20 protein-coding genes are annotated in these 25,390 nt (G+C 70.3%); 9 read left to right on the top strand and 11 right to left on the bottom strand.

Annotated elements, in window-relative coordinates; genetic code table 11:
* Positions 1–112: 112 nt before the first annotated feature.
* The gene (gene arc / locus ABT170_RS12690) at positions 113–1,879 is read right to left on the bottom strand and encodes a proteasome ATPase (protein WP_329945473.1); all 1,767 of its coding nucleotides are present in this window, start codon (positions 1,877–1,879) and stop codon (positions 113–115) included.
* A 241-nt stretch (positions 1,880–2,120) separates the two neighbouring features.
* On the opposite strand from arc, the gene ABT170_RS12685 reads away from it, so the two are divergent.
* Positions 2,121–2,432, top strand: a complete 312-nt coding sequence (locus tag ABT170_RS12685) for a ferredoxin (protein ID WP_266929344.1) — start codon at positions 2,121–2,123, stop codon at positions 2,430–2,432.
* Positions 2,433–2,436: 4 nt separating this feature from the next.
* Here ABT170_RS12685 and ABT170_RS12680 read toward each other — a convergent pair whose 3' ends face one another.
* The 3 genes from ABT170_RS12680 to ABT170_RS12670 all read right to left on the bottom strand — a co-directional run bounded on the left by ABT170_RS12680 (position 2,437) and on the right by ABT170_RS12670 (position 5,492).
* Positions 2,437–3,021, bottom strand: coding sequence for a hypothetical protein (locus ABT170_RS12680; protein WP_329945474.1), 585 nt, complete (start codon positions 3,019–3,021; stop codon positions 2,437–2,439).
* A gap of 226 nt (positions 3,022–3,247) precedes the next feature.
* Positions 3,248–4,156, bottom strand: a complete 909-nt coding sequence (locus tag ABT170_RS12675; RefSeq protein WP_266929346.1) for a tRNA (adenine-N1)-methyltransferase — start codon at positions 4,154–4,156, stop codon at positions 3,248–3,250.
* A gap of 85 nt (positions 4,157–4,241) precedes the next feature.
* A complete protein-coding gene (locus ABT170_RS12670) occupies positions 4,242–5,492 on the bottom strand; it encodes a site-2 protease family protein (protein ID WP_329945602.1) in 1,251 nt (416 codons plus the stop codon).
* A gap of 171 nt (positions 5,493–5,663) precedes the next feature.
* Between ABT170_RS12670 and ABT170_RS12665 the strand changes: the two genes are divergently transcribed.
* Positions 5,664–6,509 (top strand): RecB family exonuclease, encoded by an 846-nt coding sequence (locus ABT170_RS12665; protein WP_351866464.1) that lies wholly within the window; start codon positions 5,664–5,666, stop codon positions 6,507–6,509.
* Between the two features lie 9 nt (positions 6,510–6,518).
* Entirely contained in the window at positions 6,519–7,190 is a 672-nt protein-coding gene (locus ABT170_RS12660) for a response regulator (RefSeq protein ID WP_073729189.1), read from the top strand.
* Positions 7,191–7,299: 109 nt separating this feature from the next.
* On the opposite strand, the gene ABT170_RS12655 is transcribed toward ABT170_RS12660, so the two are convergent.
* Positions 7,300–8,001 carry an HAD family hydrolase gene (locus tag ABT170_RS12655; protein ID WP_329945476.1) on the bottom strand — a complete coding sequence of 234 codons (702 nt, stop codon included), beginning with the start codon at positions 7,999–8,001 and terminating at the stop codon, positions 7,300–7,302.
* Positions 8,002–8,142: 141 nt separating this feature from the next.
* Complete coding sequence (gene metH / locus ABT170_RS12650; protein ID WP_351866460.1) at positions 8,143–11,655, bottom strand: methionine synthase; 3,513 nt, start codon at positions 11,653–11,655, stop codon at positions 8,143–8,145.
* 239 nt (positions 11,656–11,894) lie between these two features.
* Between metH and ABT170_RS12645 the strand changes: the two genes are divergently transcribed.
* The 6 genes from ABT170_RS12645 (at position 11,895) to ABT170_RS12620 (ending at position 19,139) form a co-directional block, all read left to right on the top strand.
* A complete protein-coding gene (locus ABT170_RS12645) occupies positions 11,895–12,659 on the top strand; it encodes an IclR family transcriptional regulator (protein WP_329945478.1) in 765 nt (254 codons plus the stop codon).
* Positions 12,660–13,110: 451 nt separating this feature from the next.
* Entirely contained in the window at positions 13,111–13,884 is a 774-nt protein-coding gene (locus tag ABT170_RS12640) for an MIP/aquaporin family protein (protein WP_329945479.1), read from the top strand.
* Between the two features lie 40 nt (positions 13,885–13,924).
* The gene (gene glpK, locus ABT170_RS12635) at positions 13,925–15,472 is read left to right on the top strand and encodes a glycerol kinase GlpK (protein ID WP_351866455.1); all 1,548 of its coding nucleotides are present in this window, start codon (positions 13,925–13,927) and stop codon (positions 15,470–15,472) included.
* Between the two features lie 5 nt (positions 15,473–15,477).
* Positions 15,478–17,088, top strand: a complete 1,611-nt coding sequence (locus ABT170_RS12630) for a glycerol-3-phosphate dehydrogenase/oxidase (RefSeq protein ID WP_329945481.1) — start codon at positions 15,478–15,480, stop codon at positions 17,086–17,088.
* Between the two features lie 176 nt (positions 17,089–17,264).
* Positions 17,265–18,323: an LLM class flavin-dependent oxidoreductase gene (locus ABT170_RS12625; protein ID WP_351866451.1), complete on the top strand. Its 1,059-nt coding sequence runs from the start codon at positions 17,265–17,267 to the stop codon at positions 18,321–18,323.
* Positions 18,324–18,467: 144 nt separating this feature from the next.
* Positions 18,468–19,139 carry a FadR/GntR family transcriptional regulator gene (locus tag ABT170_RS12620; RefSeq protein WP_351866449.1) on the top strand — a complete coding sequence of 224 codons (672 nt, stop codon included), beginning with the start codon at positions 18,468–18,470 and terminating at the stop codon, positions 19,137–19,139.
* A gap of 144 nt (positions 19,140–19,283) precedes the next feature.
* On the opposite strand, the gene ABT170_RS12615 is transcribed toward ABT170_RS12620, so the two are convergent.
* The 5 genes from ABT170_RS12615 to ABT170_RS12595 all read right to left on the bottom strand — a co-directional run bounded on the left by ABT170_RS12615 (position 19,284) and on the right by ABT170_RS12595 (position 25,150).
* Positions 19,284–20,318, bottom strand: a complete 1,035-nt coding sequence (locus ABT170_RS12615) for an ABC transporter permease (RefSeq protein ID WP_443034355.1) — start codon at positions 20,316–20,318, stop codon at positions 19,284–19,286.
* Positions 20,315–21,832 carry a sugar ABC transporter ATP-binding protein gene (locus ABT170_RS12610; RefSeq protein ID WP_351866446.1) on the bottom strand — a complete coding sequence of 506 codons (1,518 nt, stop codon included), beginning with the start codon at positions 21,830–21,832 and terminating at the stop codon, positions 20,315–20,317. The genes ABT170_RS12615 and ABT170_RS12610 overlap by 4 nt, the downstream gene beginning before the upstream one ends.
* A gap of 7 nt (positions 21,833–21,839) precedes the next feature.
* Entirely contained in the window at positions 21,840–22,874 is a 1,035-nt protein-coding gene (locus ABT170_RS12605; protein ID WP_329945484.1) for a sugar ABC transporter substrate-binding protein, read from the bottom strand.
* Between the two features lie 162 nt (positions 22,875–23,036).
* Entirely contained in the window at positions 23,037–23,816 is a 780-nt protein-coding gene (locus tag ABT170_RS12600; protein WP_329945485.1) for an SDR family NAD(P)-dependent oxidoreductase, read from the bottom strand.
* Positions 23,813–25,150 carry an enolase C-terminal domain-like protein gene (locus tag ABT170_RS12595; protein WP_351866441.1) on the bottom strand — a complete coding sequence of 446 codons (1,338 nt, stop codon included), beginning with the start codon at positions 25,148–25,150 and terminating at the stop codon, positions 23,813–23,815. The genes ABT170_RS12600 and ABT170_RS12595 overlap by 4 nt, the downstream gene beginning before the upstream one ends.
* Between the last annotated feature and the right edge of the window lie 240 nt (positions 25,151–25,390).

The following is a 25,390-nucleotide window of genomic DNA, read 5'->3' as shown; positions in this document are numbered from 1 at the left end:
TGCCTCTGCGCCGGTGGGGAGATCAATTACGTCATTGTTCCGGCCGGGCCGACGTGTCGGAAAGCAACCGGCTGCGGACGCCCCGTTCGGGCATCCGCAGCCGGACCGCTTTTTACAGGTACTGCCCGGTGTTCGCCACCGTGTCGATGGAACGGCCGGTGTCCGCGCCCTGCTTTCCGGTGACGAGTGTGCGGATGAAGACGATCCGCTCACCCTTCTTGCCGGAAATCCTGGCCCAGTCGTCCGGGTTGGTGGTGTTCGGAAGGTCCTCGTTCTCCTTGAACTCATCCACGCATGCCTGGAGGAGATGGGAGACGCGAAGGCCCTTCTGCCGCTGTTCGAGGAATGCCTTGATGGCCATCTTCTTTGCCCGGTCGACGATGTTCTGAATCATCGCGCCGGAGTTGAAGTCCTTGAAGTACAGGACTTCCTTGTCGCCGTTGGCGTAAGTGACCTCGAGGAAGCGGTTCTCCTCGGACTCCGTGTACATCCGTTCCACGACGGACTGGATCATGGCGTGGGCGGCGGCCGGCTTGGAGCCGGAGTGCTCGGCCAGATCGTCGGCGTGCAGCGGGAGGGACGGGGTCAGGTACTTCGCGAAGATGTCCTTCGCGGCCTCGGCGTCCGGACGCTCGATCTTGATCTTCACATCGAGACGGCCCGGCCGCAGGATGGCGGGGTCGATCATGTCCTCGCGGTTGGAGGCGCCGATGACGATGACGTTCTCCAGGCCCTCCACCCCGTCGATCTCGGCGAGCAGCTGGGGGACGATGGTGTTCTCCACGTCCGAGCTGACGCCGCTGCCGCGGGTGCGGAAGAGGGATTCCATCTCGTCGAAGAAGACGATGACGGGCGTGCCCTCGCTCGCCTTCTCCCGGGCACGCTGGAAGACGAGGCGGATGTGCCGTTCGGTCTCACCGACGTACTTGTTGAGGAGCTCGGGGCCCTTGATATTGAGGAAGTAGCTCTTCCCCGCGGGCTGTCCGGTGACCTCGGCGACCTTCTTGGCCAGTGAGTTGGCGACCGCCTTGGCAATGAGTGTCTTGCCGCAGCCGGGCGGGCCGTAGAGCAGGATGCCCTTCGGTGGCCGCAGTTCGTGCTCCCGGAAGAGGTCGGGATGGAGGTACGGAAGCTCGACCGCGTCGCGGATCAGCTCGATCTGGTCGCCCAGTCCGCCGATCTTGTCGTAGTCGATGTCCGGGACCTCTTCGAGAACGAGCTCCTCGACCTCGCTCTTGGGCACCACCTCGTAGACGTAGCCGGACCTCGGCTCCAGCAGCAGGGCGTCGCCGGGGCGGATGGTGATGTCCAGCAACGGCTCGGCGAGCCGCACCACCCGCTCCTCGTCGGTGTGCCCGACCACCAGGGCCCGTTCGCCGTCCTCAAGGATCTCCTTGAGGGTGACGATGTCCCCCGCGCTCTCGTACGCCATGGCCTCGACCACGTTGAGCGCTTCGTTGAGCATGACCTCCTGGCCGCGCCGGAGGTCCTCCAGCTCGACGCTGGGGCTGACGTTCACCCGGAGCTTGCGGCCCCCGGTGAAGATGTCGGACGTACCGTCCTCGTTCGCTTGCAGGAAGACTCCGAAGCCCGCCGGCGGCTGTGCGAGCCGGTCGACCTCCTCCTTGAGGGCCACGATCTGGTCGCGGGCCTCGCGGAGCGTATTGGCGAGCCGCTCGTTCTGTGCGGAAACGCCTGCCAGGTTCGTCTGCAACTCGACGATCCGCTCTTCGAGAATCCTCGTATGACGCGGAGAGTCGGCGAGCTTACGTCGCAGGACGGCGATTTCCTGCTCGAGATAGGCAACCTGGCCGGCTGGGTCATCAGACCCCCGCCCGGGCCGGATGCCGCGGTTGATGTCGTCGTCGTGGGCTGCCACGGTCCTCACCTCCTCCATGGGGAGCTGGACGCTTCCTGACCCTACCTGGGTGGGTGATGATTGAAACCCCTAGATCACAAAGACTCCGGGACGTGTCCGATCTTCACCCTTGCGCTCTCCCTCACGACAAGGGAATACCCACCCTTCAACATCGGAAAGCGGCCGGTTGTATCGTCGAAGCGTTCAACACCCGTCAGGGCTGGCTCCAATTGGTTCAGATACGCAGGGAACGGCAGGACACATGACCGTGCAGCAGGACGCGTCGGACGACAGTGGCACGCAGAACCTGGAGGTCTGGATCGACCAGGACCTCTGCACGGGCGACGGCATCTGTGTGCAGTACGCGCCGGAGGTCTTCGAGCTGGACATCGACGGCCTGGCGTACGTGAAGAGCGGCGACGACGAGCTGTTGCAGGACAAGGGCGCCACAACGCCGGTGCCGCTGCCGCTTCTCCAGGACGTCGTGGACTCGGCCAAGGAGTGCCCCGGCGACTGCATTCACGTCCGTCGGGTTTCGGACAGCGTCGAGGTGTACGGACCGGACGCGGCGTAACCGCTCAGGCACTGCGGGTGAGGTCGCCGTCGGAGCGGACGAAGGCGCCGCCCTTCCACTGCCAGGTGGCCTTCTCCTGCCGGTCCGGGCAGCAACGCGGGACATCGGCCGAGGAGTAGCCGAGCAGGGTCGCCGAGACGACGCCTCCACGCACGGCGAGATCACCGACCGTCATCTTCTGAGCGGGGTCCACCAGGGTCGCCACGACCCGGGGTGCGGCCCCGTTCCCCTGTGTCAGGACGTAGACACCGCTGGGCGGGGTGCCGGAGCCCGCGGCGCAGTGGACGACCGCCACTGTCTCCGGCCTGCCGTCTCCGTCGAGGTCCCCGGGCGCCTGCCGGGCCACGACGCTCCCCACGGTGCCGCAGTCGAGCGGGAAGGTCACCGCCGCCGGATCGGGGGCCTCGGCGGGCGCGGTGCCGTGCCGCGCCGCGGTGCGGTGCTCGGAGGCCGAGGCGGTCGCGGTGGCGGAGTCCGGCTGGAGCAGACCCGCTCCGGCGACGACGGCGGCCATGGCCGCGGCCGTGGCGAGCCAGTGCACCGGCTTGGTGTCGGTGTGCGCGAGGTCCGGGAGCGCGGAGGTCTGCACGCGGTATGTCTCCTGTGATTCCTGTGGAGCCGGAAGGCGGTGCCGGACGGTGGGGGGGTGAGGGGTGGCCAGCATCGTGCCACACCTCACACCGCGGGGGAACGGCGGGGTGGGCGCCGGCTGCCCCCGGGGGACGGCCGTCCACCGGGACAACGAAAAGGCACCGCCGCGCAGTTCCCGGTTCGTCCCGGGGAACTGCGCGGCGGCGCCGGTGCGTTGTGCGGGGTCAGCCGCGGGCGGCCGAACCGCTCTGGCTGCCGGGTCCGTCGTAGTCGTCGCCGTAGGCGCCCTTGGACGGGCGGCGGCGGCGCAGCGGCGCCTCGACGCCGTCCGCGAGACGGCGTGCGGTGACCAGGAAGCCGGTGTGGCCGATCATCCGGTGGTCGGGCCGGACGGCCAGGCCCTCGACGTGCCAGTTGCGGATCATCGACTCCCAGGGCTGCGGCTCGGCGAAGCAGCCGATCTCGCGGATGGACTCGACGGTCCGCGAGAGCTGGGTGGTGGTCGCGACGTACGCGCAGAGGATGCCGCCGGGCACGAGTGCCTTGGACACGGCCTCCAGGCACTCCCAGGGCGCGAGCATGTCCAGGACGACGCGGTCGACCTCGGTGTCGGAGAGGTTGTCCTGGAGGTCGCCCACGGTGAGCTGCCAGGCGGGGTGCGGGGAGCCGAAGTAGCGCTCCACGTTCTGCTGGGCGATCTCGGCGAAGTCCTCGCGGCGCTCGTAGGAGTGCAGCATGCCCTGCTCGCCGATGGCGCGCAGCAGGAAGGTGCTCAGCGCGCCGGAGCCGACGCCTGCCTCCACGACGCGGGCGCCGGGGAAGATGTCGGCGAAGGCCAGGATCTGGCCCGCGTCCTTGGGGTAGACCACGGCGGCGCCGCGGGGCATGGACAGGACGAAGTCGGGGAGCAGGGGGCGCAGCGCGAGATAGGCGACGTTTCCCGTGGTTCGGACAACACTGCCCTCGGGAGCACCGATCAGCTCGTCGTGCGGGAAAGAACCCTTGTGGGTGTGGAAATTCTTTCCGGCTTCGAGCGTGAAGGTGTAGTGGCGTCCCTTGGGGTCGGTGAGCTGGACCTGGTCCCCGACCTTGAAGGGCCCACGTCGGCGGGCGGCACCGGTCGGTTCAGACATGTGACCAGCGTACCGGTGATTCCGGGGGTGCCGACCGCCTGCCGGGGCGGCTGGCGGCTGCCACGCCGGCGGACCGGGCGCCGGATCAGGCGCCGGGGCGGGCCATGGCTGCCACGAATGCCCGTTCGACGTCGGCGGTGGAGAGGACTCCGTAGATCTCGCCGGTCTCCTCGACCACCAGGTATTCGGTGGCCGGGGTCGCCTTGAGCCGGTCGAGGAGGGCTTCGCCGGCCAGTTCGGCGGGGACCTTCATACCGTCGGTGAGGTCCTGGGCGAGACCGCTGACGGGGACCCAGGGGCGGCGGTGCTCGGGGACACCCACGATGGCCGCCTCCCGGACGACGCCCTTGGGGTTGCCCTGTCCGTCGACGACGACGAGGGCGCGGGCGCCCGCCTCGTTGGCGCGGCGCAGGGCCTCGGAGAGCGGGGTGGCCGATTCCACCGGGACGGCGCGCCGGGTGAGGCTGCGGGCGCGGAGATCGGGGAGGTGTTCGCGCAGACGGGCCATGCGCAGGCTGTTGCCGGCGCCGGTCCAGATGATCCCGGCGAGGATCGCGGCGAGCAGGGCGTCCGTGACGGTCTCCACCCCGCCGATCTCGTCGGTGGCGTTGCCCAGGGCCCCGGTGTGGGTGAGGAGCGGCAGTCCGATGAGGACGGTGACGGCGAGGCCCCTGCCGACCCAGGCGGCGGCGATGGTGCCGCTCATGGGCTTGCCGGTGATCTTCCAGACGACGGCGCGCAGCATCCGGCCGCCGTCGAGCGGGAGGCCGGGGAGCAGGTTGAAGGCGGCCACGATGAGGTTGGAGATCATCAGTCCGGCGAGCAGGACGCCGGGTACGGTGCCGGGCTCGACGAACTGCATCGCGAGGTAGAAGACCCCGCCGAGGACGAGGGAGAGCAGCGGGCCGACGAAGGCGAGGACGAATTCGCGGCCGGGCGTCTCGGACTCCTTCTCGATCTCGGAGACACCGCCGAAGAACTGCAGCTGGATGCGGCGGACCGGCAGCTTGTAGCGCAGTGCGGCGACGGTGTGGGCGAGTTCGTGGACGAGCACGGAGGCGTAGAACGCGATCGCGAAGAAGAGGGCGACCAGGTAGCGGGCACCGCCGAGCTCGGGCAGGACCCGGTCGAGCTGGCCGCCGAAGACCCAGGTGATGAGGGCGGCCACGACGAACCAGCTGGGGGCGACGTACACGGGCACCCCGAAGGGGCGGCCCATGAGCAGGCCGCCGCCGGGTTCTTCGGGGCGTCGCGGTTTGCCGTTCTCGGGTGCGGCGCCGGGGTCCGTTCCCCCTGCGCCGGGCTGCGGCCGCCCGCTGTCGCCGCTCTCGTCCACGGGGTCCCTCCGGTCGGTGGCGTTTGCCACGATCATGCAGTGTGCGAGGCTCTGTGGTCGATGGTATGCCGCTCGCTGTCAGTGGCGGGCCGTAGGGTCTGAGTCATGACCTCCGTACCGCGGCCGCCCCAGCCGCCTTCGTCACTGTCGCCGTCGCGGGCGAGCGATTTCATGCAGTGTCCCTTGCTGTACCGCTTCCGGGTCATCGACAAGCTGCCGGAGAAGCCCAGTGAGGCGGCTACCCGGGGCACGCTGGTGCATGCGGTGCTGGAGCGGCTCTTCGACGCGCCTGCCGCGGACCGTACGGCACCGCGGGCGCGGGCGTTGGTCCCCGGGCAGTGGGACCGGCTGCTGGAGTCGAAGCCGGAGCTCTCCGAGCTGTTCGCGCAGGACGCGGAGGGCGAGCGGCTGGCCCGCTGGCTGGGCGAGGCGGAACAGCTGGTGGAGCGCTGGTTCTCGCTGGAGGACCCGACGCGTCTGGAGCCGGCCGAGCGGGAGCTGTTCGTCGAGACGGAGCTGGAGTCGGGGCTGCGGCTGCGCGGGGTGATCGACCGGATCGATGTGGCGCCGACCGGCGAGGTCCGGATCGTGGACTACAAGACGGGCAAGGCCCCGCGCCCGGAGTACGCGGAGGGCGCCCTCTTCCAGATGAAGTTCTACGCCCTGGTCATCTGGCGGCTGAAGGGTGTGGTGCCGCGGCGGCTGCAGCTGGTCTATCTGGGCAGCGGCGACGTGCTGACGTACGACCCGGTGATGGCGGACCTGGAGCGGGTGGAGCGCAAGCTGCTGGCCCTGTGGGACGCGATCTCGCTGGCGACGGAGACCGGCGAGTGGCGACCCCGCCCGACGAAGCTCTGCGGCTGGTGCGACCACCGCGCGGTCTGCCCCGAATTCGGCGGGACTCCCCCGGTCTATCCCCTGTCGGTACGCCCGGCGGAGTCGGACGAGGATGGCCAGGGCAGAATGGGACCGGTCCGGGCCGAGGCCGGCCAACCGGTGGCCCTTGAGGGCCCTTAAGGAGTTTTCGTGGCGATCCGCGTCCTACTGGTCGATGACCAGCCACTGCTGCGCACCGGCTTCCGGATGATCCTGGAGGCGGAGGGCGATCTGGCGGTGGTCGGGGAGGCCGGCGACGGTCTGCAGGCCATCGACCAGGTACGGGCGCTCCAGCCCGATGTGGTGCTGATGGACATCCGTATGCCCCGCATGGACGGTGTGGAGGCCACGCGTCAGATCACCGGTCCGGGCCGGGACGGTCCGGCCAAGGTGCTCGTCCTGACGACGTTCGACCTCGACGAGTACGTGGTGGAGGCGCTGCGCGCGGGCGCGAGCGGCTTCCTGCTGAAGGACGCTCCGGCCAATGAGCTGGTTCAGGCCATCCGGGTGGTCGCGGCGGGTGAGGCGATGCTGGCGCCGAGCATCACGCGCCGGCTGCTCGACAAGTACGCGGACCACCTGCCCTCGGGCGAGGACCCGGTCCCGGACGCCCTGCACACGCTGACGGAGCGCGAGGTGGAGGTCCTGAAGCTGGTGGCGCGCGGCCTGTCCAACGCGGAGATCGCCGCGGATCTGTTCGTCAGCGAGACGACGGTCAAGACGCATGTGGGCCATGTGCTGACGAAGCTGAGCCTGCGGGACCGGGTGCAGGCCGCCGTCTACGCGTACGAGAGCGGTCTGGTGCGCCCCGGCGCCCAGTGACGGTGCCGCCCCTCGCGGTGCCCCGGCTGTGCGGCGATCCGGTCCGGAGCCCTGCGGTTCCCGGACCGGATCCGTCCGTCCGGGCCCCGGCGGGGAATCCGGGTGCGGCTCAGCGCTGCCCCGTGACCAGCTCCCGGAGGAACGCGAGATCGACGTCCTCCAGGGAATTGACGACCACGCGTCCGGCCGCCGGAGCGATCGGCGCCACGGACGGTACGGCGACCACCCGGCACCCCGCGGCCTCGGCGGCGGCGACTCCCGTGGCGGTGTCCTCGATGACCGCGCAGCGCCAGGGATCCGCGCCGAAGCCCGCCGCCGCGGTGAGGTAGGGCTCGGGGTGGGGCTTCGTGCGGGTGACCTCGTCGCCCGCCACGGTCAGGGCGAAGTGGTGGTGGCCGACGGAGTCCAGGACCCGGTCGATGATCCGGCGGTGCGAGGCGGAGACCAGCGCGGTCGGCATGTCGCACGCGGCCAGCTCCGCCAGCAGGCGCCCGGCCCCCGGCATCAGCGGGACACCGCGGCCGATGCGCTTCTCGAACCGGTCGTTGAGCAGCACGGTGAGTTCGTCGAGCGTGATGTCGGCACCGGTGGAGTCGATGAGGTAACCGGCACTTCGGGTCATCGGCCCGCCGACGACCACGTCCCGCCATGTCTCGTCGAGCCGGTGACCCAGATCGGCGAAGACCTCCACCTCCACATCCCACCAGAAGCCCTCGGTGTCGACGAGGGTTCCGTCCATGTCGAGAAGGACCGCCTGCAGGGCGGCGCCTTCGGCCGTGCGGGTCAGGGACGCGGGAACCGTACTGGTCATCCGGGCACACCTTCCGTAGGGACGAGAAGGCCGGCCGCCGTCCCGGTGGGGAGGGCGACCGGCCTGCACTGGACCGACAAGTCTACGACTCGTCCGGCCACCGCGCGGGGAACCGCGGACGGCCGTACGGGGAACAGCGCCTCATCGGGCGTTGAAGTACTTCGCCTCCGGGTGGTGGATGATGATCGCGTCGGTCGACTGCTCGGGGTGCAGCTGGAACTCCTCGGAGAGCTTGACCCCGATCCGCTCCGGCTCCAGCAGTTCCGCGATCTTCGCCCGGTCCTCCAGGTCGGGGCAGGCGCCGTAGCCCAGGGAGAAGCGCGCGCCGCGGTACTTCAGCGCGAACATGTCCTCGACCTCGGCCGGGTCCTCCCCGGCGAAGCCCAGCTCGCTGCGGACCCGGGCGTGCCAGTACTCCGCCAGGGCCTCGGCGAGCTGTACGGACAGGCCGTGCAGCTCCAGGTAGTCGCGGTAGGAGTTGGCCTCGAAGAGCTCGGCGGTGGCCTCGCCGATCTTCGACCCGACGGTGACGACCTGGAGGCCGACGACGTCCACCTCGCCGGACTCCTCGGGCCGGAAGAAGTCCGCGAGGCACAGGCGCCGGCCGCGGCGCTGGCGCGGGAAGGTGAACCGGGTGCGCTCGGAGCCGTCCTCGTGGAGCAGGATCAGGTCGTCGCCCTTGGACACACAGGGGAAGTAGCCGTAGACCACGGCGGCTTCCAGCATGTTCTCGGTGTGGAGCTTGTCGAGCCAGCCGCGCAGGTGCGGGCGGCCCTCGGTCTCCACCAGCTCCTCGTACGTCGGTCCGTCGCCGGTACGGGCCTGCTTGAGGCCCCACTGGCCCTTGAAGAGCGCGCCCTCGTCCAGCCAGGAGGCGTACTCCTTGAGCTGGATGCCCTTGACGACCCGGGTGCCCCGGAAGGGCGGCTCCGGGATGGGGTTGTCGGTCGCGACGTCGGAGCGGACACCCTCCTCCGGCTCCGTGACCTCGACGGCGGCGGCCTCACGCTTGGGCACCCGGCGCTGCTTCAGCTCGGGCAGTACGGCGCCCGGCACTCCGCGCTTGACGGCGACGAGGGCGTCCATCAGCCGCAGGCCCTCGAAGGCGTCGCGGGCGTAGCGGACCTCGCCCTCGTAGATCTCGTGGAGGTCCTGCTCGACGTAGGCCCGGGTGAGGGCGGCGCCGCCGAGGATCACCGGATAGTCGGCGGCCAGCTTGCGCTGGTTCAGCTCCTGGAGGTTCTCCTTCATGATCACGGTGGACTTCACCAGGAGACCGGACATGCCGATGACGTCGGCGCGGTGCTCCTCGGCGGCTTCCAGGATCGCGGAGACGGGCTGCTTGATGCCCAGGTTGACGACGTTGTAGCCGTTGTTGGACAGGATGATGTCGACGAGGTTCTTGCCGATGTCGTGGACGTCGCCGCGGACGGTGGCCAGCACGATGGTGCCCTTGCCGTCGGCGTCCGTCTTCTCCATGTGCGGTTCCAGGTGGGCCACCGCGGTCTTCATGACCTCGGCGGACTGGAGCACGAACGGCAGCTGCATCTGGCCGGAGCCGAAGAGTTCGCCGACGACCTTCATGCCTTCGAGCAGGGTGTTGTTGACGATGTCGAGGGCGGGCGTGTCCTGGAGGGCCTCGTCGAGGTCCGCCTCCAGGCCGTTCTTCTCACCGTCGATGATGCGCCGCTGGAGGCGCTCGTCCAGCGGCAGGGAGAGGAGCTCCTCGGCCTTGCCCGCCTTCATCGACTTCATGTTGACGCCCTCGAAGAGCTCCATGAGCTTCTGCAGGGGGTCGTACCCCTCGGCGCGGCGGTCGTAGATCAGGTCGAGGGCGACCTTGACCTGCTCCTCCTCCAGGCGCGCGATCGGGAGGATCTTGGAGGCGTGCACGATCGCGGAGTCGAGGCCCGCCTTGACGCACTCGTCGAGGAAGACGGAGTTCAGCACGACGCGGGCGGCCGGGTTGAGGCCGAAGGAGATGTTCGACAGGCCGAGCGTGGTCTGGACGTCGGGGTGGCGCTCCTTCAGCTCGCGGATGGCGCCGATGGTGGCGATCCCGTCGCCCCGGGACTCCTCCTGACCGGTGCAGATGGTGAAGGTCAGGGTGTCGATGAGGATGTCCGACTCATGGATGCCCCAGTTGGTGGTGAGGTCCTCGATGAGCCGCTCGGCGATGGCGACCTTGTGCTCGACGGTACGGGCCTGGCCCTCCTCGTCGATGGTCAGGGCGATCAGCGCGGCACCGTGCTCGGAGGCCAGCGCGCTGACCTTCGCGAAGCGGGACTCGGGGCCGTCGCCGTCCTCGTAGTTGACGGAGTTCAGCACGGCACGCCCGCCGAGCTTCTCCAGTCCGGCGCGCAGGACGGGCAGCTCGGTGGAGTCGAGCACGATCGGAAGGGTGGAGGCGGTCGCGAAGCGGCCGGCCAGCTCCCGCATGTCGGCGACACCGTCACGGCCCACGTAGTCGACGCAGAGGTCGAGCATGTGCGCGCCCTCGCGGATCTGGTCGCGGGCCATCTCCACGCAGTCGTCCCAGCGGGCTTCCAGCATCGCCTCGCGGAACTTCTTCGAGCCGTTGGCGTTCGTGCGCTCACCGATGGCGAGGTACGAGGTGTCCTGGCGGAACGGGACGCTCTGGTAGAGCGAGGCGGCACCGGGCTCCGGGCGCGGTTCGCGGACGGTGGGGACCGTGCCCCGGACCCGCTCGACCACCTGGCGCAGGTGCTCCGGCGTCGTACCGCAGCAGCCGCCGACCAGGGAGAGGCCGTATTCGCGTACGAAGGTCTCCTGGGCGTCCGCGAGCTCGGAGGGGCCCAGCGGATAGTGCGCGCCGTCCTTGCCGAGCACCGGCAGGCCCGCGTTCGGCATGCAGGAGAGCGGGATCCGGGAGTGCCGGGCGAGGTAGCGCAGGTGCTCGCTCATCTCGGCGGGGCCGGTGGCGCAGTTCAGGCCGATCATGTCGATGCCGAGCGGCTCCAGCGCGGTGAGCGCGGCGCCGATCTCGGAGCCGAGCAGCATGGTGCCGGTGGTCTCGACGGTGACGGAGCAGATCAGCGGAAGGCTGCTGCCGGTGGCCTCCAGGGCGCGCCGGGCGCCGATGATGGAGGCCTTGGTCTGGAGCAGGTCCTGGGTGGTCTCCACCAGGAGGGCGTCGGCGCCGCCGGCGATCATGCCTTCGGCATTCCGCTGGTAGGCGTCGCGGAGCTTGTCGTACGGGGCGTGGCCCAGGGTCGGCAGCTTGGTGCCCGGCCCCATGGAGCCCAGCACCCAGCGCTGCTGTCCCGTGGACGCGGTGAACTCGTCGGCGACCTCGCGGGCGATGCGGGCGCCGGACTCGGAGAGTTCGTACACCCGCTCGGGGATGTCGTACTCGCCGAGGGCCGCGAGATTCGCGCCGAAGGTGTTCGTCTCGACGCAGTCCACCCCGACCGCGAAGTACTCCTCGTGCACCGACCGGACGATGTCGGGGCGGGTGACGTTCAGGATCTCGTTGCAGCCTTCGAGGTTCTCGAAGTCCTCAAGGGTGGGGTCCTGCGCCTGGAGCATGGTGCCCATGGCGCCGTCGGCCACCACCACTCGGGTGGCGAGCGCCTCGCGAAGGGCGTCGGCTCGGGTCCGGCTGTCGGCGGCGGATGTCGGCAACGAGGCCATGGATGATCTCCCAGGGATGCGACGGCTGTCGGCTTTGCGACCTTCTGTCGGAAGGCGCACCACGCCAGCCTAGCGGGGTGGCGCCCCGCCCCGTCAGTCCGTCCATGGGACGGACTGCATGCTGTGCGAGGGACAGCACGTGACAAGTGGTGGAACGGACTTTCCCGGGCGCCGAGCACAGGTCGGCATCGACCGATAGTGTTCAGCATTGTCGAACCGAGGTGGAGGAGTACGGCGCGATGGCCAAGAACATCCAGTCGCTGGAGCGGGCGGCCGCGATGCTGCGTCTGCTGGCGGGCGGTGAGCGTCGGCTCGGACTCTCCGACATCGCCTCCTCCCTGGGGCTGGCCAAGGGCACCGCGCACGGCATTCTGCGCACGCTCCAGCTGGAGGGCTTCGTCGAGCAGGACGCGGCGTCCGGGCGCTATCAGCTCGGCGCCGAACTGCTGCGCCTGGGCAACAGCTATCTGGACGTCCACGAGCTGCGGGCGCGCGCCCTGGTCTGGACCGACGACCTGGCCCGCTCCAGCGGCGAGAGCGTGCACCTGGGCGTCCTGCACCAGCACGGCGTCCTCATCGTCCACCATGTCTTCCGCCCCGACGACAGCCGCCAGGTGCTGGAGGTCGGGGCCATGCAGCCGCTGCACTCCACCGCGCTCGGCAAGGTGCTCGCCGCGTTCGACCCGGTGGCGCACAGCGAGGCCATGGAGGCGGAACGGCGGCCCTTCACCGCGCGCACCGTGACCGCGGCGGACGAGTTCGAGTCGCTGCTCGACCTGGTACGGGCGCGGGGCTACGGCACCGACGCGGAGGAGACCTGGGAGGGGGTGGCCGCCGTGGCCGCGCCCATCCACGACCGGCGGCGGATGCCGGTGGGCGCCGTGGCCGTCACCGGCGCCGTGGAGCGGGTGCGCCCGGACGGCGAGCTGCGCCCCGAGCTGGTCGCGGCGGTACGGGACTGCGCCCGCGCGGTCTCCCGGGACCTGGGCGCCGGCCGCTTCTGAGCCGTACGGCCGCGGCGCGCACCGGCCCCGCGGGCCCGTACGACCCCGCACCCTCACCGCGCCGCACCGCCCGCACCACCCGCGCCTTCACCGCGCCGCGCCGCAGAAGCGCATCGCACTTTCCCCGGCCCCCGCCCCGCGCCGGGGCCCCTCCGCGCACGGGGTCCCGTCGCGCGGGCTCCGCGCGCGCCGTCGGTAACGATCGGGTTCCGCACCGAGTCGTACGCCACACACCCTTGACGCGTCATTCGTTCGGGGGAAACACTGCCGTTCACCGGTCGGCATTGTCGAACACTTAACGGAATTACACGTTAGGGTGTGACGGTGCCGAGGGCCGGTCAAGCCCTTACAGGTGGCGTGACCACACCACGTGGATACCCATCTGGGGCGCGAATCACCGGAGGGACCCGGTGATTCGCCCTCCCCTGGACGAAGGACAAAGGAGTCACGGGTGTCCAGCTCCGACATCTTCACCGGCGAGACCATCGGTACCGCCGTGCTCATCCTGCTGGGCGGTGGCGTCTGTGCCGCTGTCACGCTGAAGCGCTCGAAGGCGTTCAACGCCGGCTGGGTCGCCATCACCTTCGGGTGGGGCTTCGCCGTGCTGACCGGCGCGTACATCTCCGCCGGCATGTCCGGCGCCCACCTCAACCCGGCGGTGACCGTCGGCCTCGCGATCAAGGGCGTCACCGAGTGGAGCGACCTCCCGGTCTACTTCGCCGGACAGCTCCTCGGCGCGATGATCGGCGCGGTGCTGGTCTGGGCCGCGTACTTCGGTCACTTCAAGCTGCACCTGAACGACCCCGAGGTCGCCGAGCGCGGGGCGGAGAACCCGGGCCCGGTGCACGGCATCTTCTTCACCTCGCCGGAGATCCGCAACGTCGGCCAGAACATGGCGACCGAGATCATCGCGACCACCGTCCTGGTCCTCGCGATCCTCACCCAGAGCACCATCCCCGGCCTCACCCCCGAGGACCCCAAGGGTCCGGGCGTCCTCGGCGCGATGATCACCGCGTTCGTCGTCGTCGGGCTCGGTCTCTCGCTCGGCGGCCCGACCGGATACGCGATCAACCCGGTCCGTGACCTCGGCCCCCGGATCGTGCACGCTCTGCTTCCACTGCCCAACAAGGGCGGCTCGGACTGGAGCTACGCCCTGATCCCCGTGGCGGGTCCGCTGATCGGCGGCGCCCTCGCGGGCGGGATCTACCAGCTCGCCTTCGCCTGAGCCCTCAGAGCCGTACTACACAGACTTCCGGGAGCACACCGTGACCGACGCACACACCACCGGCACCCACGGCACCGGGCCGTTCATCGCGGCCATCGACCAGGGCACCACCTCCAGCCGCTGCATCGTCTTCGACAAGGACGGCCGGATCGTCTCCGTCGACCAGAAGGAGCACGAGCAGATCTTCCCGAAACCGGGATGGGTCGAGCACGACGCGACCGAGATCTGGGAGAACGTCCAGGAGGTCGTCGCCGGAGCCATCGTCAAGGCGGGCATCACCTCCGCCGACGTCAAGGCGATCGGCATCACCAACCAGCGCGAGACCACGCTGCTCTGGGACAAGAACACCGGCGAGCCCGTCCACAACGCCCTCGTCTGGCAGGACACCCGCACCGACGCGCTCTGCAAGGAGCTCGGCCGCAACGTCGGCCAGGACCGCTTCCGGCGCGAGACCGGGCTGCCGCTCGCCTCGTACTTCGCCGGGCCCAAGGTCCGCTGGCTGCTCGACAACGTCGAGGGGCTGCGCGAGCGCGCCGAGCGCGGCGACATCCTCTTCGGCACCATGGACTCCTGGGTCATCTGGAACCTGACCGGCGGCACCGACGGCGGCGTCCACGTCACCGATGTCACCAACGCCTCACGGACCCTCCTGATGAACCTGCACACCATGGCGTGGGACGAGAAGATCCTCCACTCCATCGGCATCCCCGCCGCCGTGCTCCCCGAGATCCGCTCCTCCGCCGAGGTGTACGGCTCCGCCAGGGGCGGAGTGCTCGACGGGGTCCCGGTGGCCTCCGCGCTCGGCGACCAGCAGGCCGCGCTGTTCGGCCAGACGTGCTTCGCCGAGGGCGAGGCCAAGTCCACGTACGGCACCGGCACCTTCATGCTGCTGAACACCGGCCACACCCCGGTGAACTCGTACAACGGCCTGCTGACGACCGTGGGTTACCAGATCGGCGACCAGCGCCCGGTGTACGCCCTGGAGGGCTCCATCGCGGTCACCGGTTCGCTGGTGCAGTGGATGCGCGACCAGATGGGCCTGATCAAGTCCGCGGCGGAGATCGAGACGCTCGCCTCCTCGGTCGAGGACAACGGCGGCGCCTACTTCGTGCCCGCGTTCTCCGGGCTGTTCGCCCCGTACTGGCGCCCCGACGCCCGCGGTGTCATCGCCGGTCTCACCCGGTACGTCACCAAGGCGCACATCGCCCGTGCCGTGCTCGAAGCCACCGCCTGGCAGACCCGCGAGATCAGCGACGCCATGACCAAGGACTCCGGCGTCGAACTGACCGCGCTCAAGGTCGACGGCGGCATGACTTCCAACAACCTGCTGATGCAGACGCTCGCCGACTTCCTGGACGCGCCCGTGGTGCGTCCGATGGTCGCCGAGACCACCTGCCTCGGCGCGGCCTACGCCGCCGGTCTGGCCGTCGGTTTCTGGCCGGACACCGATGCCCTGCGTGCCAACTGGCGCCGGGCCGCGGAGTGGACCCCCCGCATGGACGCGGACGTCCGCGACCGCGAGTACAAGAGCTGGCTCAAGGCCGTGCAGCGGACCATGGGCTGGCTCGACGACACAGTCGAGGAGTAATCACCATGACCACCCTGCGATGCGTCCCGGCTCTCGGGACGCACCCGGCCTCCGGCTCCCTCCCGAGCCGCGCCGAGACTCGGGAGCAGCTCTCCAGGGCGACGTACGACCTCCTGGTCATCGGCGGCGGCATCCTGGGCATCTCCACCGCCTGGCACGCCGCGCAGTCCGGACTGCGGGTGGCGCTGGTGGACGCCGGCGACTTCGCCGGCGCCACCTCCTCCGCCTCCTCCAAGCTGCTCCACGGCGGTCTGCGCTATCTGCAGACCGGCGCGGTGAAGCTGGTCGCGGAGAACCATTTCGAACGGCGGGCGGTCTCCCGTGAGGTCGCCCCGCACCTGGCCAACCCGCTCACCTTCTACCTGCCGGTGTACAAGGGCGGGCCGCACGGCGCCGCCAAGCTCGGGGCCGGCGTGTTCGCGTACTCGGCGCTGTCCGCGTTCGGTGACGGCGTCGGCCATGTGATCAGCCCCGCGAAGGCGCGGCGCGACGTCCCCGAGCTGCGTACGGACAATCTGAAGGCCGTCGCGGTCTACGGCGACGACCAGATGAACGACGCCCGCATGGCGCTGATGACGGTCCGCGCGGCCGTCCAGGCGGGTGCGGTCGTGCTCAACCACGCGGAGGTGACCGGCCTCCGGTTCACCCGCGGCCGGGTCACGGGCGCCGATCTGAAGGACCGCACGGACGGTACGGAGTTCGGGGTCGGCGCCCGGCTCGTGCTGAACGCGACCGGGCCGTGGGTGGACCACCTGCGGAAGATGGAGAACCCGGACGCGGCGCCCTCCATCCGGCTGTCCAAGGGCGCGCACCTGGTGCTCAAGCGCACCCGCCCCTGGAAGGCCGCGCTCGCCACCCCGATCGACAAGTACCGCATCACGTTCGCCCTGCCGTGGGAGGACATGCTGCTGCTCGGTACGACCGACGAGGAGTACGAGGGCGACCCGGGCGAGGTCGCGGTGACCGAGGCGGACACGGCGCAGATCCTGGACGAGGCCGCGTTCTCGATCCGGGACCAGCAGCTGTCGCGCGACCTGATCACGTACTCCTTCGCGGGTCTGCGGGTGCTGCCCGGCGGCCCCGGGGACACGTCCAAGGCCAAGCGGGAGACGGTCGTGACGGAGGGCCGCGGCGGCATGCTGTCGGTGGCCGGCGGCAAGTGGACGACCTTCCGCCACATCGGCCGCACCGTGATGAACAAGCTCGCCGCGCTGCCGGGGCACCCGCTGGCGGAGGACATGGAGCCGATGGCCCGGCTGCCGAGGAAACTGCCGCTGCCCGGCATAGCCAACCCCGACGCGGTCGCGCACCGGCTGCTGGTCGACGGCGGCACGCCCGGTCCGCGGATGGCGGCCGACACCGCCCGGCATCTGGCCACCCACTACGGTTCGCTGGCCTTCGACATCGCGCGGCTGGCGAACGAGGACCCGGCGCTGGCCGAGCGCGTCCACCCGGACGCACCGGAGATCTGGGCGCAGGTGGCCTACGCCCGGGACTACGAGTGGGCCGAGACCGCGGACGACGTGCTGCGCCGGCGGACGACGCTGACGATCCGGGGCCTGGCGACGGACGGGATCCGCGGCAGGGTCGACGGCATGCTGGCCGACCGGGGCTGAACCGGGCGGGTGCGACGGGGGCGCTTCCCGGGTACGGGCGGGCGCCCCCGTCCGCGTGTCCGTGACGAGGCTCGGCAGGCGGTGTGCGGACCGTGCCGGCGGGGCCGGCGGATACCCCCGGCAGGTGCCACACCGCCGCCATACGCGCGCAATACGACGCGGGGAGAGTGGATGTCATGAAATTCTCCGTGCTTTCCCTGATCGGTCACGCCCCGCACCCGCTGACCGGCGAACTCCCCTCCGCCGCGGACCGGTTCGAGGAGGTGATCGAAACCGGAGTGGCGGCGGAACGGCTCGGTTTCGACGCCTACTCGATCGGGGAACGGCACGCCGGCCCCTTCCTCTCGTCGAGCCCGAGCGTGGTGCTGGGCGCGATGGCAGCCCGCACCCGCACCATCAGGCTGCTGACCGGAGTCACGGTCGTCGCGATCCTCGACCCGGTGCGGGTGGCCGAGGACTTCGCGACGCTGGACCAGCTGTCCCGGGGACGGATCGAACTGGTCGTCGGCAAGGGCGCGGAGGCCGGGCACTTCGACCTCTTCGGGCTCGACGAGGACCGGCAGTGGGACCTCCAGAAGGAGAAGTACGAGCTGCTGCGGCGGCTGTGGACGGAGGAAGGGGTCGACTGGGAGGGCGAGTTCCGGCCGCCCCTGAAGAACGTGACGACGGTCCCCCGCCCGTACGCCGGGCCGCCCCGCGTCTGGCACGGCTCGGCGACCAGCCTCAACTCCCCCGAGCTGGCGGCCAAGCACGGCGATCCGCTGTTCACGGCCAATGCCGTCCAGCCGCGCGAGGCCTACGCCCGGCTGATCGAGCACTACCGGGAGCGGTTCGAGGCGTACGGACACGATCCGGCCGACGCCCATGTGGCGGCGGGCTCGGGCGGGCTGCTGATCGCCGGCACCCAGCGGGCGGCCGTCGCGCGCTACAAGGACCTGTACGAGGCGCGGGTGCGGCAGAGCTTCAAACCCCATCTCGCCGGCCGGGCCGGTTACAACACGCCGTTCCGGACGATCGAGGACGCGATCGAGAACGGGCCCCAGCTGATCGGCAGCCCGCAGCAGATCATCGACAAGATCCTCGGCTACCACGCGGTGTACCGTCACGATCTCCAGTCGATCACGGTGGACGGCTTCGGGCTGGAGCGCGCGGAGCAGTTGGAGACCCTGCAGCGGTTCGCCGAGGTGATCGCCCCCGTCGTACGCCGCGAGGCGCCGTCCTCCCTCTGGGAGTGACCGGGCACCACGGGTCGGCAGCGCGGGCCGGCACCACGGCCTGGCGGCGCGGATGCTCCGGGGCTGCTCTTCCGGGTGAACGGACCCGCATAATGGAGACAGACATCGGATGTCTGAATCCAGTCCGAATCCAGGAGGACCGTCATGGCTGTCACCGACGAGGCGATCGAGAAGATCAAGGGAATGATCGTCTCGGGTGCGCTACGTCCCGGCGACCGGCTGCCCAAGGAGAGTGAACTCGCCGCGGAGCTGGGGCTGTCGCGCAACTCCCTGCGGGAGGCGGTGCGCGCGCTGTCGCTGATCCGGATCCTCGATGTGCGGCAGGGCGACGGCACCTATGTCACCAGCCTGGACCCCCAGTTGCTCCTGGAGGCGCTGAGCTTCGTGGTGGACTTCCACCGCGACGACACGGTGCTGGAGTTCCTCGCGGTGCGCCGGATCCTGGAACCGGCCGCCACGGCGATGGCGGCGGGCCGGATCAGCGATACCCAACTGGACCTTCTCGGCTCCCAGTTGGACGCCCTGGGCGGGCAGCCCTCGGTGGAGGAACTGGTCGCCGCGGACCTGGACTTCCACCGCGGGATCGTCCAGTCCTCCGGCAACTCGGTGCTCTGTTCCCTGCTCGACGGCCTGTCCGGGCCCACCACACGGGCGCGGGTCTGGCGCGGTCTGACGCAGGAGGACGCCGTCAGCCGCACCCTGCACGAGCACCGGGCGATCCTCGCCGCGCTGCGGGACCGGGACGCGGAGGCCGCACGGGCCTGGGCGACGGTGCATGTGGCGAGCGTGGAGCAGTGGCTCAGGTCCACGCTCTGAGGCGGACGGCGCCGGCGGTGCGGGGCCATCACACGCGTACGGGCCGGCGGGGGTGCTTCCCCTCCGGCCCGTACGGCGTCGTTCCTGCGGCCCGTACCGCGCGCTCCGCCCGCGGTGCGGGGCAGCCGCTCTCCCCGGTCCTCCTCAGTCCTGCTTCTCACCGCTCGCGAAGCGCGAGATGACCAGCGCGACGATGATGATCGCGCCATTGAGGAACTGGTTCCACAGCGCGGGCACACCTCCGAGGGTCATCACATTGACCACGAGCTGGAGCGTCAGTACGCCGGTGAGGGCGCCGAACAGCGTCCCGCGCCCGCCCTTGAGGCTGATGCCGCCGATCACCGCCGCGGCGAACACCTGGAAGATCCAGCCGTTGCCCTGGGTGGCCGCCACCGATCCGTAGTGGCCCGTGTAGAGGATGCCCGCGAAGGCAGCCAGCAGACCGCCGACGGCGAGCACGATCCAGGTGATCCGGTCCACCCGGATACCGGCGGCCCGCGCCGCCTCCGGGTTGCCGCCGATGGCGTACAGCGCGCGTCCGTGGCGCAGCCAGGCCAGCGCGGCGCCGCCGATCGCGAACAGGGCCAGGCAGATCCAGACCGCGGCCGGGGCGCCGAACCACTCGCTCTTGCCGAGGTAGCGGAAGGACTCCGGGACATCGGTGATCGACTTGCCCTCGGTGATGCCGATGTGGAGGCCGCGCAGCATGGTGAGCATGCCGAGCGTGGCGATGAAGCCGTTGACCCGGAGCCTGAGGATCAAGAAGCCGTTGACCACGCCCACGACGAGGCCGACGAGCAGACAGAGCGGGATCGCGGACCAGGCCGGGAAGAGTTCCAGACCGGCGAAACGGCCGCCGTCCTCGGGCAGCACCAGCCACATGGCGACGACGGGCGCGATGCCGATCGTCGACTCCAGCGACAGGTCCATCCGGCCGCAGATCAGGATCAGCGCCTGGCCGAGCACCAGCAGGCTCAGCTCGGAGGACTGCTGGACGACGCTGATCAGGTTGTTGGAGGTGAGGAAGACCGGCGAGACGATGAACCCGATCACCATCAGCACCAGGATCACCGGCACCAGGGAGAAGTCGCTCCACCGGATCAGCGCCAGCCGGCCGGTGTTCCTCGCCCCGCTCATGATGCCGTCGTCGGCGACGGACGGCTGTGTCGTCCCGGTCATTCCCTCTCCCCCACACCTTCCATGGCGGCGACGAGTTCCCCGTCGCTCCACCCGCTTGCGAACGTTGCGACGACCCGCCCGTGGAACAGGGCGAGCACCCGGTCGCACACCCGGAGGTCGTCCAGCTCGTCCGAGATGATCACTGCGGCGTTTCCCTCGTCGGCGACCCGCCGGACCACGCCCAGCAGCGAGTCCTTGGACTTGATGTCCACTCCCGCGGTGGGCCTGACCGCGACCAGCACGCTCGGTTTCCGGGCGAGCGCGCGGGCGACCACCACCTTCTGCTGGTTGCCGCCGGAGAGTCCGGAGACGGGCTGCTCGGGCCCCTGGGTCTTGATGTCCAGGGAGTCGATCATCGACCGGGCGAACCGCCGGGTGCGGGAGGGCAGTACGGTCCCCCACGGGCCCAGCTGGTCGGTGACCGTGAGCGTGGCGTTCTCGGCGACGCTCCGGTCCGGCACGAGCCCCTGGTCATGACGGTCCTCGGGGATGTACCCGATCCCGGCGTCCAGGGCGTGCGGCACGCTGCCCGGCCGTACGGCGCCGCCGTGCACGGAGACCGTGCCGCCGGAAGCCTTGCGCATCCCGGCCAGCGTCTCGCCGAGCGCGGTGTTGCCGCTGGCCGTCGAACCGGCGAGGCCGAGCACCTCACCGGGCCGTACCTGAAGGTCGATCGCCTCGAACTCGCCCGCCAGTGAGAGCCGTTCGGTACGCAGCACCGGGGCGGCCGACTCGTCGGCGGCGCCACCCGCGGGGGCGTGCCAGGCACCCGCGCCGCCGCCCTGCTCCCCCGTCATGGCCGCCACCAGATCGGCCTTGCCGATGTCGGCGACCCGGGTGGTCAGCACATGGCGGGCGTCCCGGTAGACGGTGACGGCGGTGCACAGTTCGTACACCTCCTGGAGGTGGTGGGAGATGAACAGGAACGCCACTCCCCGGCCCTGGAGTTCCCGCAGTTTGTCGAAGAGCCGCCCGATGCCCCGGGCGTCGAGCTGCGCGGTCGGCTCGTCCAGGACGATCAGCCGGGCGCCGAACGACAGCGCCCGCGCGATCTCCACGAACTGCCGCTGTTCCACGGCGAGATCCCGGGCCCGCGCGTTGGGGTCGACCCGCACCCCGTACTCGGCCAGCAGCGTCTCCGCGCGTCTGCGGAGCCTGCCCCAGCTGATCCAGCGGGCCTTGTCGTCGAACCGGTTGAGGAAGAGGTTCTCGGCGACGGTCAGATCCGGGACGACCATGGACTTCTGGTAGACGCAGGCGATCCTGGACTGCCAGGCCGCGGTGTCCCCGAAGGCGGGCGACGGCTCCCCGTCGAAGGTCACCGCTCCCTCGTCCGCCCGGTGGAGTCCGGTGAGAACGCTGACCAGGGTGGACTTGCCCGCGCCGTTGCGGCCGACGAGCGCGTGGGACTCGCCGGGCCGGACGGTGAGTCCCACGCCGTCCAGCGCCACGGTGGGCCCGAAGCGTTTGACGATGCCCGTCGCCCGTACCGCCGGTGGTGGTGCCTGGTTCATGGCCGGCTCACTTCTCCAGCTGGTTGGCCCACAGCTTCGGGTCGTCGACGTTCTCCTTGGTCACCAGGGGTGCCGGGAGCTGGTCCTCGTAACCGCCCGGGATCTTGATGATGTGGGAGCCGTGGTCGGTCGGGCCCTCCTCGAAGGTCCTGCCGTCCAGGGCCGCCCCGGCGTAGTACAGGGCGTACTTCGCGTACAGGTCGGCGGGCTGGGAGATCGTCGCGTCGATCTTCCCGGCCTTGATGGCGTCGAACTCCTCCGGGATGCCGTCGTTGGAGATGATCGTGATGTGACCCGGCGTACCGGCCGGCTTCAGCAGCTTCTTCTGTTCCAGCAGAGCGAGCGTGGGCTGGAGGAAGACCCCGCCGGCCTGCATGTAGATGCCGTTGATGTCGGGGTGCGCGGCCAGCGTCGACTGGAGCTTGGCGGAGGCGACGTCGCCCTTCCAGTCGGTGGCCAGCTCGAAGACCTCGATACCGGGGAAGTCCTTGTCCATGCAGGCCTTGAAGGCCTGGGAGCGGTCGCGCCCGTTGATCGAGGACAGGTCGCCCTGGAATTCGACGACCTTGCCCTTGCCTCCCAGCTGTTCGCCGAGGTACTTGCAGGCGTTGGCGCCGTACGCCTTGTTGTCGGCGCGCACCACCATGTAGACGCTGCCCTTGTCGGGGCGGGTGTCGACGCTGATGACGGGGATCTTCTTCTCGTTCAGCGTGTTGAGCGTCTCGGCTATCGCACCGGTGTCCTGCGGGGCCATCACGACGGCCTTCGCACCCTGGTCGGTGAACGTCCGTACATTGGCGACGAGCTTGCCGATGTCGTTCTGCGAGTTGGTCAGCGGCAGCGCCCTCACCCCGCCGCCCTTGACGCCCTTCTCCACGTACTGCTGGTAGGAGTTCCAGAAGTCGCTGTCGCTGCGCGGCAGGTCGATCCCCACCTTGCCGCCCCCGTCCCCGCTGTCGGCGGAGTCGCGGTTGCAGCCGGCAAGGGCCGTGACGGCCAGCAGTACGGCGCAGGCCGCCGCACTCGTCGTACGCACTCTCATGGGTCCCGTCCTTCGTGGAGTACTGGCTCGAAGCATTTCGGCGGTGCGGGATGGAGCGGCTCGTGCGGTGGTTCCGGGGCGTTGCGGTGGTCACTTCCGTACGGCGGGTCGCGGGGGGGCGTGCGGGGGGGGTGGTGCGGGTCCGTGCGGGACCCGCCGGTGTCAGGCGTCGGCGGGGCGCAGCCTCAGGCCCTGCATCCCCCCGTCGACGGCGAGTGCGGTGCCCGTGACGGAGGCGGCGGCCGGGCTCGCCAGATAGACGACGGCGGCGGCGACCTCGTCGGCCGAGACCAGCCTGCCGAGCGGCTGGCGGGCGTTGAGCGCGGCGCGTTCGGCGTCCGGGTCATCGGCCTGACCCAGCAGCCGGCCGATCCACGGGGTGTCCGCGGTGCCGGGGTTGACGCAGTTGACGCGGACTCCTTCGCGCACGTGGTCGGCCGCCATGGCGAGGGTCAGCGAGAGCACCGCGCCCTTGCTCGCGCTGTACAGGGCGCGTTGCGGCAGTCCGGCGGTGGCGGCGATCGAGCAGGTCTGGGTGATCGAGACGGAGCCCGGCCGGGCGGCTGCCGCGCGGCGCAGATGGGGCAGCGCGTGACGGGCGGTGCGGACCATGCCGAGGACGTTGATGTCCAGCACCCGGGTCCACTCGTCGTCGGCGTTGTCCTCGACGGTGCCGACGGAGCCGATCCCGGCGTTGGAGACGAGGGTGTGCAGGGCGCCGAGTTCGGCGGCGGCCCGGTCCACGGCGTCGCGCACGGCCGCGTCGTCCCTCACATCGGCCTTGAGCGCGAGCGCTCCGGCGGGCGCGCCCGCGGTCTCCCGGTCGAGGACGGCGACCCGTGCGCCGCGCTCCAGGAGCATGGTCGCCACGGCGGCCCCGATCCCGGAGGCACCGCCTGTCACCAGGGCGGACATCCCGTCGAAGTCCTGTGTGCCGGTCATCGGTCGGCCTCCTGAGGCGTAAGGCGGGCCTGCCAGACGGGGCCCTGCGGGTAGCGGTGTTCAGCGATCGACCGGGGGAGCATCCGGGCGGAGAAGCCCGGTGCGCGCGGTGCGACGTAGCGGCCGTCCTTGAGGACGGTGGGGTCGGCGAAGTGCTCGTGGAGATGGTCGACGTACTCGATCACGCGGTCCTCCCAGGTTCCGGAGACCGCCACATAGTCGAACATCGAGAGGTGCTGGACCAGTTCGCACAGTCCGACACCCCCGGCGTGCGGGCAGACGGGCACCTGGTACTTGGCGGCGAGCAGCAGGATCGCCAGGTTCTCGTTGACGCCCGCGACGCGGGCCGCGTCGATCTGGACGAAGTCGACGGCGCCGGCCTGGAGGAGCTGCTTGAACACGACGCGGTTGGCGACGTGTTCGCCGGTGGCGACCTTGACGGACTGTCCGGCGCGCACGGCGGCGTGGCCGAGAATGTCGTCGGGACTGGTCGGCTCCTCGATCCAGTGCGGGTCGTAGGGCGCGAGCGCGCTCATCCAGGCCACCGCGTCCGCGACGTCCCAGCGCTGGTTGGCGTCGACGGCGATCCGGACGCCGGGGCCGACGGCCTCGCGGGCGATGGCGAGTCTGCGGATGTCGTCGTCCAGGTCGCCGCCGACCTTCAGCTTGATCTGGCCGAAGCCGTCGGCGACGGCCTCCCTGGCGAGGGTGGCGAGCTTCTCGTCGGAGTAGCCCAGCCAGCCCGGCGAGGTCGTGTACGCCGGGTAGCCCCGGTCGAGGAGCCGCTCGGTGCGCTCGGCGCGGCCCGGTTCGGCGGCCCGCAGGATCGCGAGGGCCTCCTGGGGGGTGAGCGCGTCCGTGAGGTAGCGGAAGTCGACGAGGGAGACCAGTTCCTCGGGCGTCATCCCGGCGAGGAACTGCCAGACGGGCAGACCGGCCGCGGTGGCCGCCAGGTCCCACGCCGCGTTGACGACCGCGCCGGCCGCCATGTGCATCACGCCCTTCTCCGGGCCCAGCCAGCGCAGTTGCGAGTCGTGCGTGAGGTCGCGGTACAGCGCGGCGAGGTCGGCGGCGGTACGGGGGGCGGGACGCCCCACCACGTAGGGGCGCAGCGCCTCGATGGCGGCGGCCATGACCTCGTTGCCGCGTCCGATGGTGAAGCAGAAGCCATGTCCCTCGATACCCGCGCCGCCCCGGCCGGGCAGGTCCGTGCGCAGGACGACGTAGGCGGCGGAGTAGTCCGGGTCGGGGTTCATGGCGTCCGAGCCGTCCAACTGTTCCGAGGTGGGAAAACGGATGTCGTGGACCTCGAAATCCGTGACGGTCTGACTCATGTGCGCCCCCCAGGGCAAATAACATCGGATCTCTGGTGTGGTCATCCGATGTATAGCGCCGTACAGGGGCGGACGTCCAGGGTTGAGGGCAAATTCCGTCATACAGCTCGGATGAATCCAGGGGCTGATGCCCTGATTCGACCGTTGATGCACCCCTCAGTGGCAAGGTTCACCCACCCGTGCAAAGAGGCTGCTGCGGGAGGGGGCCCAACCCGTAAGGTTGCTCCGTACACAAGAAGA

The sequence above is a fragment of the Streptomyces sp. NPDC001787 genome, assembly GCF_040297465.1.
GTDB lineage: Bacteria > Actinomycetota > Actinomycetes > Streptomycetales > Streptomycetaceae > Streptomyces.
Note: the sequence above shows the minus strand (reverse complement) of the source record. Positions and strands in the feature narration are given on the sequence as shown.

Coding starts and splice junctions, on each gene's coding strand:
- ABT170_RS12630 (WP_329945481.1), top strand. CDS start 15,478: ATGACCACCCTGCGATGCGTCCCGGCTCTCGGGACGCACCCGGCCTCC.
- ABT170_RS12595 (WP_351866441.1), bottom strand. CDS start 25,150: ATGAGTCAGACCGTCACGGATTTCGAGGTCCACGACATCCGTTTTCCC.
- ABT170_RS12620 (WP_351866449.1), top strand. CDS start 18,468: ATGGCTGTCACCGACGAGGCGATCGAGAAGATCAAGGGAATGATCGTC.
- ABT170_RS12615 (WP_443034355.1), bottom strand. CDS start 20,318: ATGACCGGGACGACACAGCCGTCCGTCGCCGACGACGGCATCATGAGC.
- ABT170_RS12685 (WP_266929344.1), top strand. CDS start 2,121: ATGACCGTGCAGCAGGACGCGTCGGACGACAGTGGCACGCAGAACCTG.
- ABT170_RS12675 (WP_266929346.1), bottom strand. CDS start 4,156: ATGTCTGAACCGACCGGTGCCGCCCGCCGACGTGGGCCCTTCAAGGTC.
- ABT170_RS12610 (WP_351866446.1), bottom strand. CDS start 21,832: ATGAACCAGGCACCACCACCGGCGGTACGGGCGACGGGCATCGTCAAA.
- ABT170_RS12655 (WP_329945476.1), bottom strand. CDS start 8,001: ATGACCAGTACGGTTCCCGCGTCCCTGACCCGCACGGCCGAAGGCGCC.
- ABT170_RS12605 (WP_329945484.1), bottom strand. CDS start 22,874: ATGAGAGTGCGTACGACGAGTGCGGCGGCCTGCGCCGTACTGCTGGCC.
- ABT170_RS12600 (WP_329945485.1), bottom strand. CDS start 23,816: ATGACCGGCACACAGGACTTCGACGGGATGTCCGCCCTGGTGACAGGC.
- ABT170_RS12645 (WP_329945478.1), top strand. CDS start 11,895: ATGGCCAAGAACATCCAGTCGCTGGAGCGGGCGGCCGCGATGCTGCGT.
- ABT170_RS12625 (WP_351866451.1), top strand. CDS start 17,265: ATGAAATTCTCCGTGCTTTCCCTGATCGGTCACGCCCCGCACCCGCTG.
- metH (WP_351866460.1), bottom strand. CDS start 11,655: ATGGCCTCGTTGCCGACATCCGCCGCCGACAGCCGGACCCGAGCCGAC.
- ABT170_RS12665 (WP_351866464.1), top strand. CDS start 5,664: ATGCAGTGTCCCTTGCTGTACCGCTTCCGGGTCATCGACAAGCTGCCG.